The organism is Streptomyces sp. LHD-70 (genome assembly GCF_031157275.1).
GTDB lineage: Bacteria > Actinomycetota > Actinomycetes > Streptomycetales > Streptomycetaceae > Streptomyces.
The window spans coordinates 90,081-108,314 of sequence record NZ_JAVIFW010000013.1; the positions used below are offsets into that span (position 1 = coordinate 90,081).

Consider the following 18,234-nt stretch of genomic DNA (forward strand, 5'->3'; position numbering starts at 1 on the left):
ACCGAGGTTGGGACTGGGGTCACATGGGACGGCGGCCTCCTGGTCGGGCCTGAGGTTCACCTGGAGATCGGGCATGTTCAGACCTCGTCCATGGGGTGCTGCCAACGGAGACCGGGGAAGCGGGCGAAGCCTCGGTCCGCGCTGTAGAACGTCGCGCCGGTCTCGATGGCCAGGGCGGCGAGGTAGGCGTCCGGAATCAGGTTTCCGCGCGCTCCCACTTTGCGGCACAGGCGCTCGAAGATCTGCCAGTGCCGCTCACCCTCGCGCAGCGGGACGGAGGCCGGCGCTTCGCGCAGCGCCTCCACGAACTCCAGAGCCGCCGACACGGGCGCCGGCTCCGTGAAGATCTTCGGATGCGTGACGATGCGCACCAGACCGCTCGTCACCACCGAGCTGATCCCCACCGGCTCTTCGCCGTTGAGCCGCTCGGCCAGCCAGCTGTGATACGCCTCGTGGCCGTCGGCGTCCTCGCGAAAGGCGTACACGAGGACGTTCACGTCACAGAAGATCACTCGGTGCCGTCCATCAGGTCGAGCAGCGAGCCGTTGTCGCCGAGGTCGACGCCGGGACGCACACCGCCGGTCCCGTACGTCGGCAGCTTGACGATGTTCCGTGCGGCTGCGACGTCCCGCGCGAACGAGGCACGCATCGCATCCTCTATCACCGCACTCACCGAGACGCGCCTGCGCGCCGCCCGCTGCTTGGCGTCCTGGATCAGGTCTTCGGGGAGGTCGACTGTGGTTCTCATGCATCACAGTGTACGGGGTGTGCATCATGATGCGCAACGGATGCGTAGCGATGCATCTACGGAGCGTGTGTGGCCGAAGACCGCAGCCGCCCCGCCACCAACACCCCCACCAGCGCCACCGCGACCGACAGCGCGAAGACCGCCACGAACGCGCCGGGGTTCGCCCCCGTGGCCGCCCCCGCCCCGTGCGCCGACCCCACCGCTCCCCCGCCCAGCGCCGCGAACGCCGCGCCGCCCGTCGCGAGGAGCAGGATGTTGGAGAGGCCGTCGGAGATCTGCAGGGCGGCCGAGTTGGTGCCCGCCTCGCTCGGGGCGGACAGCTTCAGCAGGAGCACGCTCGTCGACGAGATCGTCAGGCCCATCCCGAAGCAGCCCCAGGCCCAGGCGACGGCCACGATCCAGACGGGTACGGCGTCGATCAGGACCGTCGGCGCCGTGGCGATGGCCAGGGCGACGAGCAGCATGCCGAGCCGGACCAGCGGCTCACGGTGCGGTTCGAGGCGTGGCCGGGACTGCACCCAGGAGCCGAGCGCCCAGGTCGCGCCGCCGACCGCGAGCGAGAACCCGGCCATCGTCGGCGAGAGCCCGCGCTGGGTGACGAGCATCAGCGGTACGAAGGACTCGGCCGCGATGAACGACCCGGCCGCGATGCCACGGAGCAGCACCACCGCGGGCAGCCCGCGCCCGGCCCGGAACGTGCCGCGCGGCAGCAGCCCGAGCGCCGACGGCACGAGCAGCGCTGCCCCCGCGAGGCCCGGGAGCAGCGACCAGACACTGAGGTCCTGGCCCGCGTACTGGAGGAGTGCGGCGCCGCCGGAGATGCCGAGGGCGAGACGGATCCGGCGCGGGTCGAACGCGGCGGGGGCGCCGTCGGGCGGGCCCGCGGCCGTGCGGCGGATCGCGGGGAGCGCGAGGGCCAGCGGGATCACGACCAGGGCGGGGATGCCGAGGAACACCCAGCGCCAGCCGAGCTGTTCGGTGACCGTGCCGGAGGCGAGCGGTCCGACGATCGACGGCACGATCCAGCTCGCCGCGAACGCCGCCATGATCGCCGGGCGCAGCCGTTCCGGGTAGGCCCGGCTGACCACCACGTACAGCGCGACGATCACCAGGCCGCCGCCGAGGCCCTGGACGGCGCGGCCGAGGACGAACAGCCACATGGCGCCCGCCGTCCCGGAGAGCAGCAGGCCCGCGGCGAACGCCCCGATCCCGGCGGTCAGCGGGCCGAGCGGCCCCTGCCGGTCCGCCCACTGGCCGGAGAGGACCATGCCGAACAGGCTCGTCGTGAAGTAGCCGGAGAACGCGAAGGCGTAAAGCGCCACCCCGTCCAGCTCCCGTGCGGCGACCGGCATCGCGGTGCCGACGGCGGTCGCCTCGAACGCGATGAGGAGGACGACGGAGACGATGCCGATGCTCAGCGCGCGGTACGGGCGGCGCAGCACCCCGCTCGTGTGCTCCGCCTCCCGCAGGACGCTGGGTGCGGTGTCCCGTTCGGTCGTGGTCATGCGCGTCAGCGTAAGGGGCAACTCCCTTACTGGCGCCTGTCGTTGGGCGGGCGGCGGCTGGTCCCTTGGTCGTACGACCCGGGTCCGTGCATGAACGGCGTACGGCGGTCACGTTGCGGGTTCGAGTCCCGCCACGACCTCCGGAACCGTCCGCGACCGGGGCGCGTCACTTCCCGTCGGCCGCGTCCACCAGCGCCTGGACGTCGAGCTTGCCCATGCTGAGCATCGCCTTCATCGCGCGCCCGGACCTGGCCGGGTCCGGGTCGGTGATCAGCTCGTCCAGGACGCGCGGGATGATCTGCCAGGACAGGCCGTACTTGTCCTTGAGCCAGCCGCACGGGCCCTCCTGGCCGCCGTCCGCGGTGAGCGCGGACCAGAGCCGGTCGACCTCCTTCTGGTCGTCGCAGTCGACGTAGACCGAGGCGGCCTCGGTGAACTGGAACTCGGGGCCGCCGTTGAGGCCCATGAACTCCGTCCCCGCGAGCTCGAACATGACCACCATGACGCTGCCGGGCTCCCCCGGCCCGACCTCGCTGTAACGCTGCACCTGGGTCACGCGGGAGTCGTCGAACAGCGACGTGTAGAGCTCGGCGGCCTCCTCGGCCTGGCCGTCGAACCAGAGACATGTCTTGATCTTCTGCGGCTGTGCGCTCATGGGGATGCCTTTCGACGTGGCGCGGGTCCACCCGCGCGCCTCACGGGGGTAGACCCCGGTCGCCCCGCGAACTCATCGCCCACCCGCGAAGCGGCCCACCCCTCGATACGGCCTACCCCTCGTGCTCCCAGACCTGCAGCGTGTACGTACGCCCCTTCTGCGTCACCTCGGTCGGCGGTACGTCGGCACGGAGCCGGTACCCCGCCGCCCGGGCCACCCCGGTGCTGGCCGCGTTGTCCGCCTCGATCTGCAGCCGGAGCCGGTGCAGGCCAAGCGTGGTGTGGGCGTACTCGGTGAGCAGCCGGGTGGCGCGGAGGGCGAGGCGGCGGCCGCGGTGGGCGGCGCCGATCGCGTACCCGAGCGTGACCGCACCGGCCGGGCGCTCCGCGCCGAGCGAGGCGAGCAGCACCTCGCCGAGCGGCGTCACTCCGTCCTCGGTGACGACGAGCTGGAGCCGGGTGCCGTCGGCGCGGGTGCTGCGGGCCCGGTCGAGGTAGGCGCGGGCGGCGGCCAGGTCGAAGGGCGAGGCGAGCGGGGTGCGGTGGGCGATGCCGGGCTCGTCGAAGAGCTCCGCCATCGCGGGCAGGTCACCCTCGGCCCACTCCCGCAGGACGAGCCCGTCGCCGCGGAGGACGACGGGGGTGGCGGGGAGGGTCGGCACGGGGTCGGGGTCCGGGTGCAGGTCCGGGTCCTGCTCGGCCGGGGCCCCTTCTCGTACGTACGACTCCCCGTGCTCTCGTACGTACAACTCCCCCTGTACGAGCGCCTGCTGTGCACCTTCCACAGCATCTCCACCTTCGGTGTGCATGAAGCTCATCCGCCCCTTCCGGCCTGCGTCTACCCTGCACGAACGGCACACCCCGCAGGTAACGGGAAACTCCTCCCGCCCCCTGCGTCGCAGCGCTTCGCCCGCCTCGCCCCGAATCGTCGCCTGTGGGCCCGGGCGCCGCCACACCGGGGGTACCGGGGCTTTGCGGCATGATGTGCGCATGGCAAGCACGGGGGATCTCATAGCGGGCCGGTACCGCATCGGAGCACGGCTCGGCCGCGGCGGCATGGGCACCGTCTGGCGTGCGCAGGACGAGTTGCTCGGCCGCGCCGTCGCCGTCAAGGAACTCCACGTCGACGACGGACTGCCGTCCATGGACGCGGAGATGCAGCGGGAACGGACCCTGCGCGAGGCCCGTTCGGTGGCCCAGGTGCGCCACCCCAACATCATGGTGCTGCACGACATCGTCGAGCACGACGCACAGCCGTGGATCGTGATGGAGCTGATCGACGGCCGCTCGCTCGCCGACCGCATCGCCCTCGAAGGACCCGTCTCCCCCGCCGAGGCCGCCCGCGTCGGCCTCGCCCTGCTCGACGCCCTGCGCGCGGCGCACGCCTCGGGGGTGCAGCACCGCGACCTCAAGCCGGCCAACGTCCTGATCGAGGCGCGCACCGGCCGCGTGGTCCTCTCCGACTTCGGCATCGCGCAGGTCGCGGGCCAGACCACGCTGACCGAGACCGGCTCGTTCGTCGGCTCGCCCGAGTACACGGCGCCCGAGCGCATGTCGAACCGGCACACCGGCCCCGAGTCCGACCTGTGGTCCCTCGGCGTGCTGCTGTGCGCGGCGGTCGACGGCGAGTCCCCGTTCCACCGCGACTCGGTCGCCGGGGTCCTGCACGCCGTCGTGATGGACGACATCCGCATCCCGGCCGCCGCGGGCCCGCTCACCCCGGTCGTACGCGGGCTCCTGGAGCGGGACGTGCAGCGCCGGGTCGACCTCGACGAGGCGGAGCGGATGCTCTGGCCGCTGGCCGAGGACGCCGCGACCGCCCCGCTGGCCACCGCAGGCGCGCGCGTAGGCGCCGGGGCCCCGGCCGACCCGCGCCTCGCCCACGCCGCGGCGCCCCCGGCGCCGCCCACGCACCGCGGGGCCGCGCGGGCACCGCAGCCGCCGACCCCGCGGGACCCGCAGTCCGCGTCCGGCCCCGTGACCGAGCCCGCCGAACCGCTCGTCTCCGCCTCGGCCCGGCCCGCGCCGCCCGCCCGGCGCCCCCGGGTGCGTACCGCCGTCCTCGCGGCCGCCCTCGCCGTGGCGCTCGCGGCGGGCGGTACGGGATTCGGGCTCTGGTACGCGGGCCGTGACCAGGGCAAGGACCCGTCGGCCTCCGGGAAGGTGCAGGCCGACCCGACGCCGACGGCCGAGAGCCCGAAGGGCGACCGCGTACCGGACGCGTCCCCGAACCCCGCCGCGCCCGACGGGGCGAAGTCGACCGGGCCCACCCAGCAGGAGAAGCCGGGCGGCGGCGACGCGAGCGGCGCCCCGGACGACGGCGGCTCCGACGCACCCGCCGACGACCCGGCACCCGCCGGGTACCGCACGGTCACCGACCCGCTGGGCTTCAAGGTCGCGGTCCCCGACGGCTTCACCCGCTCCTACGAGGCGCCGCGCGTCTACTACTACTCCCCCGGCAAGAAGTTCCGCCTCGGCTTCCACCCCCAACCCCAGGACCCCCAGGGCCCGTTGGCGGTCATGGAGCAGGCGCACCGGGACGGCCCGGACGACTACCCCGGCTACCGCGACGGCTCGGTCACCGAGACCACCCACGACGGCAACCCCGCCGCGCTCTGGAGCTTCGCCTGGGACGGGACGGCGGCGGACGGCGGGCCCCGGCAGACGTACGACCTGAGCTGGGACGAGGGCGGCAGGATGTACGACCTGTGGATCTCGGGCCCGAGCGCCCAGTCGGCCACGGCGAAGCGGCACTTCGATGTGGCGCTGGAGTCGTTCGCGGCTGGGGGGTAGGCGGCGCAATTCCAGCCCGTCCGGGGGCACCTCCCGGCCGAAGGCTGGGGGAGTTTGAGGACGAGCCGTCAGGCGATCGGGGGCCTGGGGGCCTGCCCCCAGTTCGGGAAGGGGCGGGGTGGGGAAAAGTACGGGCGGATCTTGTGAGGGCCCCCGCAGCGAGCGCGCCGCTCTATAAACTCCCCCGCGTGGCGATCATGCGCGAGTTATCCACAGATGCAGACGCAGATGTAGACGCAGATGTAGACGCGGGTGCAAACGAAGATGCAAATCCGCACCTCCGATTAGCCCTCCTCGGCCCCCTCCAGGCCTGGCGCGGCAGCGCACCCGTGGACCTCGGGCCGGTCCGCGAGCAGGCCCTCCTCGCCGCCCTGCTCCTGCGCCCCGGCCGCACCGTCACCCGGCAGCAACTCCTCGACGGCGTCTGGGGTTCCGAGCCGCCCGGCACCGGCGCCAAGGTGATCCCGGTCTACGTCCACCGGCTGCGCAAACGCCTCGACACCCCCGGCCGGGGAACCGGCGCCGCCGAGTCCGTGCTCGTCACCGTCCGCGGCGGCTACCGCTTCACCCCTGCGAACGCCCCGGGCGGCACCTGGGTGGACGTCGTCCGCTGCGAGGAGCTCGCCACCGAGGGGCGCGCCGCGCGCGAGGCCGGGGACCTGGACGCCGCGGCCGCCGCCTGGTCCACGGCCCTCGGCCTGTTCCGCGGCGAGCCGCTGGCCTCCGTGCCCGGGCCCTTCGCGGAGGGCGAGCGGCACCGGCTGACCGAGCAACGCCTCGTCCTGGCACAGGACTTGGCGGCGGCACGGCTGGGGCTCGGGCGGCACGCGGAGGCCGTGGGCGAGCTGTACGCGCTGACCGCGGAGCACCCGTACAACGAGGCCCTGGCCGCGCTCCTGATGCGGGCCCTGTACGCCGCGAACCGGCAGTCCGACGCCCTGGACGTCTACGCCGCCGCCCGCCGCCGCCTCGTCGACGAGCAGGGCGTGGACCCCGGCGCCGAGCTGCGGCAGGTGCACGAGGCGGTGCTGCGCGGCGACGGCTCCCGCCTTCCGCGTACGGATGCTCCCGCGACGCCCGCTCCGCGCAGGCCCCGGCGCAGTGAACTCCCCGTCGACATCGGCAAGTTCGCCGGCCGGGACCGCGAGCTCGCCCTGCTCGTCGCGGACGCCGACGCGGGCGTGGTCACCGTACGGGCCGTGGACGGCATGGCCGGGATCGGGAAGACCGCGCTCGCGGTGCACGCGGCGCGCCGGCTCGCGGACCGGTACCCCGACGGCTGCCTCTTCGTGGAGCTGCACGGCCACCGCGAGGACCACGAGGCGGCGGGCCGGCAGCGCGTGCTGCGGCGGCTGCTGCGCTCGGTGGGCGCGGGCGAGGGCGAGGACTCCGAGGACCTCGACGAGCTGGCCGCGTCCTGGCGCGCGGCGACGGCCGGCCTCCGCCTCCTGCTCGTACTCGACGACGCCTCCTCCGCCGAGCAGGTGCGCCCCCTGCTGCCCGCGGGCCCCGGCAGCATGGTCCTCGTGACCAGCCGGCAGCGCCTCACGGGCCTGGACGCGGACCGCCGGATCTCCCTCGCGCCGCTCGCCCTCGACGAGGCGGCGGGCCTGCTGACCCGCATCGTCGGCGGCGCGGGCACGGAGCGCGAGCGGGCCGCCGTACGCGAACTCGCCGCGCTCTGCGACCGGTTGCCGCTCGCCCTGCGCATCGTCGGGGCCCGCGTCCAGGACCGCCCGCTGTGGGCCGTCGAGGCGCTGGCGGCCCGCCTCACCGACGACGAGCGGCGCCTCGACGAACTCGCCGTCGAGGACCGCAGCGTCGAGGTCGCGTTCCAGCTCTCCTACGGGCAGCTCCCGCCCGGCGAGCAGCGCGCGTTCCGGGTCCTCGGGCTCTCGCCGACCGTGCAGTTCGACCGCCTCACGCTCGCGGCCCTGCTCGGCCTGCCTCCCGCGCAGGCCGAGCAGGCCCTGGAGCAGCTGGCCGACGCGAGCCTCGTCCAGCAGGTCACCGCCGACCGCTACCGCCTGCACGACCTGGTGGCGGTCTACGCCCGCCGGGTCGCCGCCACCCGCCCCGACGAGGCGGCGGCCGCCCGCGCCGGGGTCTTCCGGCTCTACGTCACCGCCGCGCGCTGCGCCAGCGACTGGGGCACCTCCGTCCCCGACGCCCACGGCAGCGGCCCGTTCACCGACTGGGAGGACGCCGCGGCCTGGCTGGACGCGGCGGGCACCGAACTCGTCGACGTGGTCGGGCAGTCCGTCGCCGCGGGCCACGCCGACGACGCCTGCCGGCTCGCCGAGGGCCTCGTCGACTACCTCACCCGCCAGGGCCGCTTCCACGAGTGCCGCACCGCCCTGGAGACCGCCCTCCCGCCGGCCGACCGCTCCACCGAGCAGCGCCTCGCCTCCGCGCTGCGTACGGGCATGGGCATCATGTACGGCTTGCAGGGCCGCTACCAGGAGGCCCGCGCCTGGTTCACGCAGGCCCTCGACCTCAGCCGCCGCGCCGACGACCCGCACGAACAGGCGCGCGCCTGCGCCGGGCTCGGCACGTTCGCCAACCTGGAGGGCGACGCGGCCGAGTCCATGACCCACTTCGCCGAAGTCGCGCGCCTGGTCGGCTCGTTGGAGCACGACGACTGGCTGATGGGCTCCGTGATGACCCGCGTCGGCGACATCCACCACCAGCTCGGCGAGCACGACCAGGCGTACGACCGCTACACCGACGCCATCGCCCTCGCCGAGCGGTCCGGCAGCCCCCGTCTCCTCGGCAAGACCCTGCTCCGCCTCGGCCGCCTCCAGCTCGACCTGGGACGGCCCGCCGAGGCCGCGGGCGCGCTCGGCAAGGCCGAGGACCTGGCCCGCCGCCTCGGCGACGTCCCCCTGCACTCCGCGGTACTCGACCGCCTCGCCACCGCCGAGGCCCACCTCGGGCACCCGGAGGCGGCGGCCGACCTGCGCCGCCGCGCCCGCGCACTCCTCGACGAGCAGACCGGCACCGACTCGGAGATCGTCATCCGCCACCAGCTCGTCTGGTACGGCGCGGCGACGGAGGACCTGACCTCGGCCCGCGACTTCTTCGCCCGCTCCACCAACCTCCCGGTCACGGAGGCCAACCGGGCCCGTATCTCACGGGTGTTGGAGGCGCTGGGAAGACGCGGACGCGGGCAGGGGGGCTAGGTCGTCTCCTTCGCCTAGATCAGGCGCGCGGCGGGGCGGGCGTGCCGTCCGGGTTGAGCCACTGGACGCCGTTGCCGCTGTCCTCGGTCATCGTCCGCTCGATGGCGTTGTTGTCCTCGGCGTAGTTCGGGTGCAGCTCGAAGTAGCCGGGGGTGTTCAGCAGGTTCGCGTCGCACACCGGGTCACCGTTGATGCAGTACCGCGTGACAGGAACGCCGTTGAAGTCCGTCGGCCCCGCGCCGGGCGACGTGGCCACGCCGGGCACGCCGAGCCCCTTGGGGACGACCGCGCCGAAGCCGGTGCCGGGCTGCATCGGGTCGGCGTAGAGCTTGCCGTCGACCTGCGACTTGTCGATGCCGGTCTCGCCGCGGGAGATCTTCTGCAGCACCTCGTCGGCCACCTGCGCGCCCTGCGAGTAGCCGACGATGGTGAGCTGCGCGTCCGGGTGGTCGCGATGCGTCCGCTCCGCGACCTTCAGCGTCTCCTCGATCCCGATCCGCACGCTCGTGTCGTACGTCGGCGCGGTGAGGGCCTCCGGGTGGACCTGCCCCGTGGTGATGTCGATCAGCGAGCCGGTCGGGCCGATGACCGGTCCCCACGAGGCCGGATAGCACACCTTGATCGCCCGGTCCCCGAGCTGGTGCGCCGCGTTCGCGGGGTCGTAGGTGAAGGTGCATTCGGGCGCGGGCTTCGTCGGCCCGGTACCGCCGACCTGGATGTAGTACCGGTCCGCGTCAGCCGCCTGCGCGGCCCCCGGAAGCGCGACGACGCCCCCGAACGCCAACGCCGCCGTCGCCGCCGCGGCCCCGAGAGTCCGCGTCATCCTGCTGGTCTTGGCCATGACCTGATCTCCCCCTAGGAGTGTGAATGGAAGCAACTCACAAGCTAGGGAGGGGTGTTGGCATCACGATGACATGACGATGACTTGGCTGGTGACGAAGCGGACGAGCCCTGCTGGTCATTCCTCCGCCGGCCTCCTGACCGCGACCTGTGCCAGCAGGTCTTCGGGTACGGGAACGGCCCGCCGTCCCCCGGACGGGGCGGCGGGCCGACAGGATCGTCTCCGCTGACTGTCGGTCAGTGGCGCGGCCCCCGCCTCCCGCGGCCCTCGCCCGGCATGCCCTTGCGGTCGCCCTCCGGGCTGTCGAACTGGACCTCCTCCTTGCGGACCGTCTCGGAAACCTGCTGGGTCTCCTGGACCTTCTCGGTCTCGAGGCGGACACGCTCCACTGCCACGACGTCCTTGCGGATCACCGGCCGTTCGGCGTGCAGGGTCACCTCGGTCTCGGCCTCGCCGATGGTTGCGCGCGTGGCTTCGCCCTCCTTGATCGGTTCGTGCACCACACGTACTTCCTCGTGCGAGACCGGCACGGACTTCGTGACCTCCTCGGTCACCACGACCTTGCGCAAGTGGGCCTGGCCGACCTCCTCCTCCTGGGTGCCGACGTGCAGCCGCTCCTCGGAGACGATCATCTCCTCGGCCTTGCCCTCCGAGCCCGGACCGGAACGCATGGCCGGTTCGCGAGCACCAGCCGGTTCGCGAGCACCGGCGTGGCGTCCGGACGTCTCGCCGGGACGGCCGGTGCCCGAGGCCGCCGCCGCGCCCACGCCGCCGGTCAGTGCCGTGTCGGGCATGGTCTTGGGTGAGGGTTTGCCTGTCCGGTCCGCGCCCTGCCCCATGGTCTGACCCGCGGTCTGGCCCGTGGCCTTGCCCGTGGTCTGACCGAGGCCTCGCTGACCTGTGGTTCGACCGGAGCCCTGACCGGTGGCCATCTGGGTCCCGGTAGACCTCGTGATGCCGTAGTGCCTGTAGAGCTCCTGTTCCTGTCGCGGTTCCAGGTGCTGGTGGGCGTCGACCCTGGGCGCTTCCTTGACGGTCTCCTTGGTGTGGGGGACGTTCAGCGCGTCCCCCTTGCGGCTGGCACCGGCCAGCGGGACGAATGTCTCCTTGATGCCGAAGAGGCCCGTCTTCACCGTCGCCCATTCCGGGCGGCCCGTAGCGTCATCGACGAAGACCCGCTCGACGCTGCCGATCTTTTCGCCCCCACGGTCGTAGGCGGTCAGCCCCACGAGCGCATCGGGCTTGCTGAAGGTCTCGCCCTCTGCCATGCGTGATCACTCCCTCAGGCACAGGGGGCGATCCGAGATCGCCGGACATGCCGTGTGCCTCAGGTCCATCGGGCGCTGGCGCGGCGGGGTACGCAAGCCAGCGAATCACTCTCCGTAGCGGCGGGGCGTTTCCCGAGGGTCGTCGGCGGCGTTGAGCGGGGGCGGTGACACCGCGGGACCCGCACCGGGTCCGACTACTCCAAACGGGTGAATTTGGTCGCCGGGGACACCAGAGGGCCCGCGCCCTGGCGGACCGGCGGCTACCCGGCAGACCGGCGACCCGGCAGGCCCGCGACTACCCCTCCTGGACCACAACCCCCTGCGGCCGAATAGGCAACCGGTTCACCGCGCGCCCCGTAGCCGCGCGCACCGCGCCCGCCACCGCTGCCGGGGACGTGACCACCGGGGCCGCCGAGGCGGCCTTCGCGCCGAAGGGGGCCACGACGTCGCGCTCCTCCACCAGCTTCACGATGCGGATGTCCGGGGCGTCCAGGGCCGTCGGCAGCGCGTAGCCCGTCAGGTCGGGGTGGCGGATCAGGCCCTTCGGGGTGCGGAGGTTCTCCATCAGGGCCGCGCCGACACCCTGCGTGACACCGGCCTCGATACGGGCCCTGAGCTGGACCGGGTTGAGGACGCGACCCACATCCTGGGCGACGGCCAGCTCGACCACGCGCACCGAGCCCATCTCCACGTCCACGTCGACCACCGCACGGATCGCGCAGAACGCGAGGCCCACGAACGCGTCGCCCTGGCCCGTGTCGTCCAGCGGCTCCGTCGGGTGGGGGCGGCACTGGGCCGTGGCCCAGAGTTCCTTGCCGTCCATGGCTTCCGTGACCGTGGTGGACAGGACTCCGTCGTACGAGGTGATCTTGCCGTCGGTGATCTGGAGCAGCTCGGTGGACATGCCGAACTTGGCGGCCAGGGGCTGCAGAAGCTGGGTGCGGACCATCTTGGCGGCGCGTTCGACCGCTCCGCCCGAGACCCAGGTGTGGCGGCCCCGGCAGGCGGGACCGGCCGGGGGCTGGTCCGTATCCACCGACGCCACGTGGACCTCGTCGATGCCCAGGGTCTCCTGGACGATCTGCCGCGCGAGGGTGGAGAAGCCCTGGCCCGTGTCGACCGCCGCGCAGATCACCGTGGCCACGCCGTCCTGCACCTTGACCGTGGCCGTGGAGACCTCGTCCGCGCCCTCCGCGCCCAGCATGTGCACCATGCCGAGTGCGTAGCCGACGCCCCTGCGGATGGCGGCGGGGTCGCCCGCGCCCTCCAGGCCGCCGGGCAGCAGCCACTCCTCCTCCGGGGTGTCCTTGGGGAGAGGGGGAAGCTCGAAGTCCCTTACCGTACGCAGGAGTTCGGCGACCGGAGCCGGGCATGTGACCGTCTGGCCGGTGGGCAGGATGTCGCCCGTCGCGAGGACGTTGCGCAGCCGCAGCTCGGCCGGGTCGAGGCCCAGCTTCCCGGCCAGCTTGTCCATCTGCGCCTCGTAGGCCGCGCACACCTGCATGGCGCCCTCGCCGCGCACATGGCCCGACGGCGGGTTGTTCGTACGGACCGCCCAGCCCTCGATGAAGGCGTGCGGGACGACGTAGGGGCCGCAGGCGAAGGAGACCGCGGCGGCCAGGGATTCCGACGACGCGTCCGCGTAGGCGCCCGCGTCCAGGAGGATCTGCGCCTCCACCTTCATCAGGCGGCCCTCGGCGTCCGCGTGGTGGCGGTAGCGGAGGAGCGTGGGGTGGCGGTGGGCGTGGCCGAGGAAGGACTCCTCGCGGGTCGCCGTCAGCTTCACCGGGCAGCCGGTCCGCAACGCCAGGAGTCCGAGCGGGAGTTGGAAGCCGGGGTCCTCGCGGTCGGCGGTCGCGCCGGGCACGCCGGTGACGACGACCTTCACGCGGTCCGGCTCCAGGCCGTAGCAGGCGGCGGCCAGATCGCGGTCGGTGTGCGGGTCGGTGGAGGCGACGTACAGCTCGACGCCGCCGTCGGGACGCGGCACCGCGAGGCCCGCCTCGGCGCCGATGGGGGCCGGGTCCTGGCGGCCGATGCGGTACAGGCCCTCCACCACGACCTCGCCCGCCGCCTCCGGGTCGCCGTAGCGCAGCGGGATGTGGCGGATCAGGTTGCCGTCGGGGTGCAGGGGTTCGGCGGCGAAGGCCTGCTCGGGGTCGGTGATCGGGTCCAGGACCTCGTACTCGACCTGGATCGCGGCCGCGGCCATACGGGCCGTGTCCGGGTGGTCGGCGGCCACGGCGGCGATGGGCTCGCCATGGTGGCGGACCACATGTGTGGCGAACACAGGGCGGTCGTGGACACGGCGGCCGTGCGCGGCGTCCCCGGGAATGTCCTCGCCGGTGACCACGGCCCGTACGCCGGGCATCGCGACGGCCTCCGAGGTGTCCACGGAGATGATCCGCGCGTGCGGGTGCGGCGAGCGGAGCAGCGCGGCCCACAGCAGGCCCTCGGCCCACAGGTCCGCGGCGTACGGGAACGTGCCCTCCGTCTTGGCCTGCGCGTCGGCGGACTGCAGCGACGCGCCCAGGCCGTGCTCGGGCCGCGGTGCGTCGGCGGACGCCGTGGTGCCGGCGGCGGGGGTGGTCGCCGTGGCGGCCGCTTCGTTGCTCACGCCGCTCCTCCGTCCTGGGCGCCCTGGTGCGGGACATGCTGCGGGTGGACTCCGCCGGCGCCCGGCGGGGCCTGGTGCGGGATCCGTGCGGCGGCGTCACCGTCCGCCGACTCGGCCTCCCCGCCCGCGAGTTCACGGTCCCCTTCGGTGGCGGCGCGGCGCTCGGCGACGACCTCGCGTACGGCGTCCAGGACGCCGCGGTAGCCGGAGCAGCGGCAGAGGTTGCCGCAGAGCGCCTGCCGGGCCTCGCGCTCGCTCGGGTCGGGGTTGCCCTCGAGGAGGTCGTGCACGGTCATCGCCATGCCCGGTACGCAGAAGCCGCACTGCACGGCGCTCCCGCAGGCGAGGGCGCGCTGCACGTCGGAGGGCCGGCCGTCGGTGGCGAGCCCCTCGACCGTACGGACCTCGCTGCCCGCGGCGGTCGCGGCGGGCACCAGGCAGGACGCGACGAGCCGCCCGTCCACCTGCACCGCGCACGCCCCGCACTCGCCCTGCGAGCAGCCGTCCTTGGCCCCGGCGAGCCCGAGCCGCTCGCGCAGCACGTAGAGCAGCGACTCCCCGATCCAGGCGTCCGTGACGGGCCGGTCGACCCCGTTCACGCGCAGCACGTACGAGGCGAGCGGGTGCTCGTCGTGCGGTACGGCGGGCTGCTCCTGGGTGCTGCTGACGGCGGGGGTCGTCTCGGGTGCCGCCACGGGCCGCGGTTCGGGTTCCGGTACGGGTTCGGGTGCGGGGGCGGGTGCGGCTTCCGGTACGGGGTCGGGTTCGGGTGCGGCTTCCGGTACGGGGTCGGGTTCGGGTTCCGGGTCAGGCGCGGGGTCGGCTTCCGCTGCCGGTGCGGGCTCGGGCTCGAACTGCGGCTGCGGCTGCGGCTGCGGCTCGACGGTCAACTCGCCCTCTTCGAGCGGGACTTCGACCGGGGCTTCGACCGGGACTTCGAGCGGGACTTCGTCCACCGCATCCGCCGCAGCGGTCGCCTCCACCGGAGGCACATCCCGTACGATCCCGAACTCGGCCGTCGTCTCGGCAGGGGACTCCACGGGCGCGACCGGCTCGGGCGCGGGCTCCGGCACGCTCGCCGCCCAGGGCGCCGGCGCGCCGCCCGGCAGGGTCGCCGGGGCCTCGCCGCCCCACTGCTCGATCAGCGAGGACTGCGTGAACTCCCCCGACTCGTCCGGGAGTTCACCCTGCGCGAGCGGGATCGACCACTGGCCGGTGACGTTGTCGTGGGTATGGGGGGCCTGGGGGGCCTGGGGCGCGTACCCGGAGAACTCCTCGTACGGCTGCTGCCCGTATCCGGACGGGTCCTGGTACGCCGAGGGCTCCTGGCCCGCGTACCCGCTGTACTCGCCGTACCCGTCGTACCCGCCGTAGTCACCCTGCGGCTCGGGCCAGCTGACCTGCTCGGGGGCGGGCTGGGCGGGACCTGCGCCCATCGTGGGGACGACGAACGCGCTGGTCGCGGCCGGGTCGGTGGCCGCGCCGCCGGTCACGGAGATCTGCGGCGGTACGTAACCGCCGGGTGCGGCGAGCGGGGTGGTCGTGCCGCTCTCCTCGAAGTCGGCGAGGCCGAAGCCCTCCGGGATCTGCACGAACGCCGTGGCATCGGCGTCGTACTCGCCCTGCGGCGTGGGCTGCCAGCCGCCGCCGTTGTGGTCGACACCGCCCCCGGTGTTGCCATTGGTGTCGCTCACGACAGCGCCCTCCCCAGTGCTCGTCGGGCCAGCACGGCGACGGTGCGCCGCAGATGCAGTACGGCGGGCGGCAGTTCCTCGCGCGTGCCGTCCGGTGCCTGGTCGGGAATGCACGCGGCGGCGACGTACTCGCCGAAGGCGTGCAGGGCCTGGGGGTCGAGGGCGCGTTCGGCGTCCCAGTCGATCAGCGACGCCACCCAGTTCTCCGCGTCGAGGGGGCGCAGCGGCATGGGCGCGATGGCGCCGACCGCGCAGCGCACACCGCGTCGCGCCGGGTCGAGGACGAGGGCGACGGAGGCGGTGGCGCGGCCGGGTCCGGTGCGTCCGGTCGCCTTGAGGAAGACCTGCGGGGCGTGCAGCAGCGGCACGCGCACAAAACCGATCAGCTCGCCCGCGCGCAGCATGTCCATGCCCGCGAGCAGGTGCGATACGGGCACTTCGCGGCGCGAGCCGTCGGGCCCCGCGATGACCAACGTGGCCTCGAGCGCGGCGAGTACGGGCAGCGAGTCGCCGGTCGGCGCGGCCGAGGCGATGTTGCCGCCGAGGGTGCCGGCGTTGCGCACGGTGGGCGGGCCCGCGGCGCGGGCGGCGGCGGCGAGCGCGGGCATGAGCGCGGCGAAGTCGGGGCGGCCCATGCGGGCGTGGGTGAGTCCGGCGCCGAGCAGGGCGTGCCCGTCCTGGTACTGCCAGCCGCGGATCTCGCTGATCCGGCCGAGGCCCACGAGGGCCGCGGGCCGCAGGAGTCCGGAGTTGACCGAGGCCATCAGATCGGTGCCGCCCGCCACGGGCACGGCGGCGGGCATGGCGGTGAGCGCCGCCACCGCCTCGTCCAGCGTGGCAGGCAACTTCACCGCATGTGCAGCCTGTGCCGCCTGCGGCGACTGCGGTGCGTGCGTGGTCAAACCGGCTGCCCCTTCCCTACGACCGAGCAAGTGAGCCAGGGTGTGCCTACTGCGCCGTACGGTACGTGCTCACGGGCCGGACGTGGCAACTCTGGCACATCTTCCGGGCCGCCCGACGAGGGGGTCCGCTAGGAGTGGTTCGTCCCCCGCCAGGAGATACGTCCGCTTTCCCATGTCCTCGCCGCTTGATGCCCGTTGCTGTTGTTCGACGGGTCTTGGGCTGTTGTTCGCCGCACGGTTCCCCGCGCACCCGTCCCGTTCGTTCTCCGGCCCGTACGAGCCCTGCTCGGCGGCGTCCGTACGGGCACCCACGCTCCCAGGGCCGCACCCCCGGGGCGTACTGGGTTTCCGGTGGCCTCACACGTTCGGGGGCGCTCCCTCGATCGGGCGTCCGAGCACGCCGGGGCGCCGCTGCCACGGGTGAGGTCCGGAGGGTGGCCGGTAGTCGACGCCGAGGGCGTCAAGTCGGGCCCGGTGGGCGGTCATTCGGCGCTCGAAGCCCGCGAAGTCGCGCTCGGCGGAGGGCGGCAGGGAGCTCCAGGCGACCTCGGCGAAGGCGACGAGGCGTGGGAAGACCTGGTAGTCGACGCGCGAGCGGGTCTCCATCACCTCGGTCCAGACGTTGGCCTGGGTGCCGAGCACGTGCCGGGCCTCCTCGGCCGTGAGCTGCGGCGGTACGGGCTCGAACCGGTAGACGTCCTCAAGGGTGCGGACGTATCCGATCGGCACCGGCTCGTCCTCGCCGCCGTCCTGCCGGTGGTCCAGATAGACCTGCTGCTCGGGGCACATGACGACGTCGTGGCCCGCCCGGGCGGCCGCGATGCCGCCCGCGTACCCGCGCCAGGAGGAGACGGCGGCGCCGGGCGCGAGGCCGCCCTCCAGGATCTCGTCCCAGCCGATGAGGCGGCGGCCGCGCGCGGTGAGCCAGCCGTCGAAGTGCCGGATGAACCAGGACTGCAGCTCGTCCTCGCCGCTGAGCCCGAGCTCCTTGATGCGGGCCTGGGCGGCGGGCGACTGCTTCCACTGCTCCTTGGGGCACTCGTCGCCGCCGATGTGCAGATACGGCGAGGTGTCGGCGGGGAACAGGTCGAGGACTTCCTCCAGGACGCCTTCGTAGAACCGGAGTACGGCCTCGGTGGGGGCGAGGACGTTCGGGTTGATGCCCCAGGTGTCCCAGACGCCGAGTGCGGAGGTGTCGACGACGTCGGTGTTGCCGAGCTCCGGGTAGGCGGCGATGGCGGCCTGCGAGTGGCCGGGGATGTCCACCTCGGGGACGACGCGGATGTGCCGCTCACGGGCGTACGCGACGATCTCGCGGATGTCGTCCTGGGTGTAGAAGCCGCCGTGCGGCCTGTCCTCCCAGAGCGGCGACGCCCGGTGGCCCCATTTGGTGCGCGGGCGCCAGGAGGCGATCTCGGTGAGCTTCGGGTAGCGCTCGATCTCGATGCGCCAGCCCTGGTCGTCGGTGAGGTGGAAGTGGAAGACGTTCAGCTTGTGCGCGGCGAGCAGGTCGAGTTGGCGCAGGACGTCGTCCTTGGGCCGGAAGTGCCGGGCCACGTCGAGCATCATGCCGCGCCAGCCGAAGCGGGGCGCGTCCTCGATGACGGCACCGGGCACGGTCCACTGCCGGCCGGGGTCGAGGGGTGCCCGGCGGAAGGCCTCGGGGCCGAGGAGTTGGCGCAGGGTCTGGGCGGCCCAGAAGACTCCGGCGGCGTCGGCGCCGGTGAGGGTGACGGCCTCGGCGTCGATGTGCAGCCGGTGCGCCTCGGGTACGTCGCCCAGGTCCGCGGGGGCGATCGGGGCGATCCGCAGGCGGATCGCGGGACGGTCGGCGCCGGATGCGGCGGGGGCGAGCGGGAGCCCGGTGGCGGCGCCGAGGGTGGCGCGGAGCCAGCGGGCGGTGCGTTCGGTGCCGGGGGCGGCGTCGATGACGGTCGACTCGTCGAGGACGAAGGTGTCGGCGGTGCTGCGGGCGGTGGCGGGGGCCGGGATGAGATCGGCGAGTGTCATGCGGTCTTGCCTAGCACGCA

General features: G+C 73.7%; 13 protein-coding genes. 2 read left to right on the forward strand and 11 right to left on the reverse strand.

The annotated features are described in order from the left end of the window. Positions 1 to 77: 77 nt before the first annotated feature. The 5 genes from RCO28_RS25120 to RCO28_RS25140 all read right to left on the reverse strand — a co-directional run bounded on the left by RCO28_RS25120 (position 78) and on the right by RCO28_RS25140 (position 3,692). Complete coding sequence (locus RCO28_RS25120) at positions 78 to 497, reverse strand: type II toxin-antitoxin system VapC family toxin (protein WP_308943532.1); 420 nt, start codon at positions 495 to 497, stop codon at positions 78 to 80. An 11-nt stretch (positions 498 to 508) separates the two neighbouring features. Next, positions 509 to 748, reverse strand: coding sequence for a hypothetical protein (locus RCO28_RS25125; RefSeq protein WP_308943533.1), 240 nt, complete (start codon positions 746 to 748; stop codon positions 509 to 511). A 56-nt stretch (positions 749 to 804) separates the two neighbouring features. After that, entirely contained in the window at positions 805 to 2,253 is a 1,449-nt protein-coding gene (locus RCO28_RS25130) for an MFS transporter (protein WP_308943534.1), read from the reverse strand. A gap of 166 nt (positions 2,254 to 2,419) precedes the next feature. After that, positions 2,420 to 2,908, reverse strand: coding sequence for a VOC family protein (locus RCO28_RS25135; RefSeq protein WP_308943535.1), 489 nt, complete (start codon positions 2,906 to 2,908; stop codon positions 2,420 to 2,422). A 112-nt stretch (positions 2,909 to 3,020) separates the two neighbouring features. Then, entirely contained in the window at positions 3,021 to 3,692 is a 672-nt protein-coding gene (locus RCO28_RS25140) for a GNAT family N-acetyltransferase (RefSeq protein WP_308943536.1), read from the reverse strand. Between the two features lie 205 nt (positions 3,693 to 3,897). Between RCO28_RS25140 and RCO28_RS25145 the strand changes: the two genes are divergently transcribed. Further along, positions 3,898 to 5,700, forward strand: a complete 1,803-nt coding sequence (locus RCO28_RS25145; protein WP_308943537.1) for a protein kinase — start codon at positions 3,898 to 3,900, stop codon at positions 5,698 to 5,700. Positions 5,701 to 6,029: 329 nt separating this feature from the next. Beyond that, positions 6,030 to 8,882: a BTAD domain-containing putative transcriptional regulator gene (locus tag RCO28_RS25150; RefSeq protein WP_308943538.1), complete on the forward strand. Its 2,853-nt coding sequence runs from the start codon at positions 6,030 to 6,032 to the stop codon at positions 8,880 to 8,882. Positions 8,883 to 8,901: 19 nt separating this feature from the next. On the opposite strand, the gene RCO28_RS25155 is transcribed toward RCO28_RS25150, so the two are convergent. The 6 genes from RCO28_RS25155 to RCO28_RS25180 all read right to left on the reverse strand — a co-directional run bounded on the left by RCO28_RS25155 (position 8,902) and on the right by RCO28_RS25180 (position 18,214). Next, positions 8,902 to 9,723, reverse strand: coding sequence for a cutinase family protein (locus RCO28_RS25155; protein WP_308943539.1), 822 nt, complete (start codon positions 9,721 to 9,723; stop codon positions 8,902 to 8,904). Positions 9,724 to 9,959: 236 nt separating this feature from the next. Then, positions 9,960 to 10,991, reverse strand: a complete 1,032-nt coding sequence (locus RCO28_RS25160) for a PRC and DUF2382 domain-containing protein (RefSeq protein ID WP_308943540.1) — start codon at positions 10,989 to 10,991, stop codon at positions 9,960 to 9,962. A 295-nt stretch (positions 10,992 to 11,286) separates the two neighbouring features. Beyond that, on the reverse strand, positions 11,287 to 13,608 hold the full coding sequence (locus RCO28_RS25165; protein WP_308943541.1) for a xanthine dehydrogenase family protein molybdopterin-binding subunit: 2,322 nt from the start codon (positions 13,606 to 13,608) through the stop codon (positions 11,287 to 11,289). After that, positions 13,605 to 15,302: a 2Fe-2S iron-sulfur cluster-binding protein gene (locus tag RCO28_RS25170; RefSeq protein ID WP_308943542.1), complete on the reverse strand. Its 1,698-nt coding sequence runs from the start codon at positions 15,300 to 15,302 to the stop codon at positions 13,605 to 13,607. The genes RCO28_RS25165 and RCO28_RS25170 overlap by 4 nt, the downstream gene beginning before the upstream one ends. Next, the gene (locus RCO28_RS25175; RefSeq protein ID WP_308943543.1) at positions 15,299 to 16,204 is read right to left on the reverse strand and encodes an FAD binding domain-containing protein; all 906 of its coding nucleotides are present in this window, start codon (positions 16,202 to 16,204) and stop codon (positions 15,299 to 15,301) included. The genes RCO28_RS25170 and RCO28_RS25175 overlap by 4 nt, the downstream gene beginning before the upstream one ends. A gap of 357 nt (positions 16,205 to 16,561) precedes the next feature. Next, positions 16,562 to 18,214, reverse strand: coding sequence for a beta-N-acetylhexosaminidase (locus RCO28_RS25180; RefSeq protein WP_308943544.1), 1,653 nt, complete (start codon positions 18,212 to 18,214; stop codon positions 16,562 to 16,564). Positions 18,215 to 18,234 lie beyond the last annotated feature (20 nt).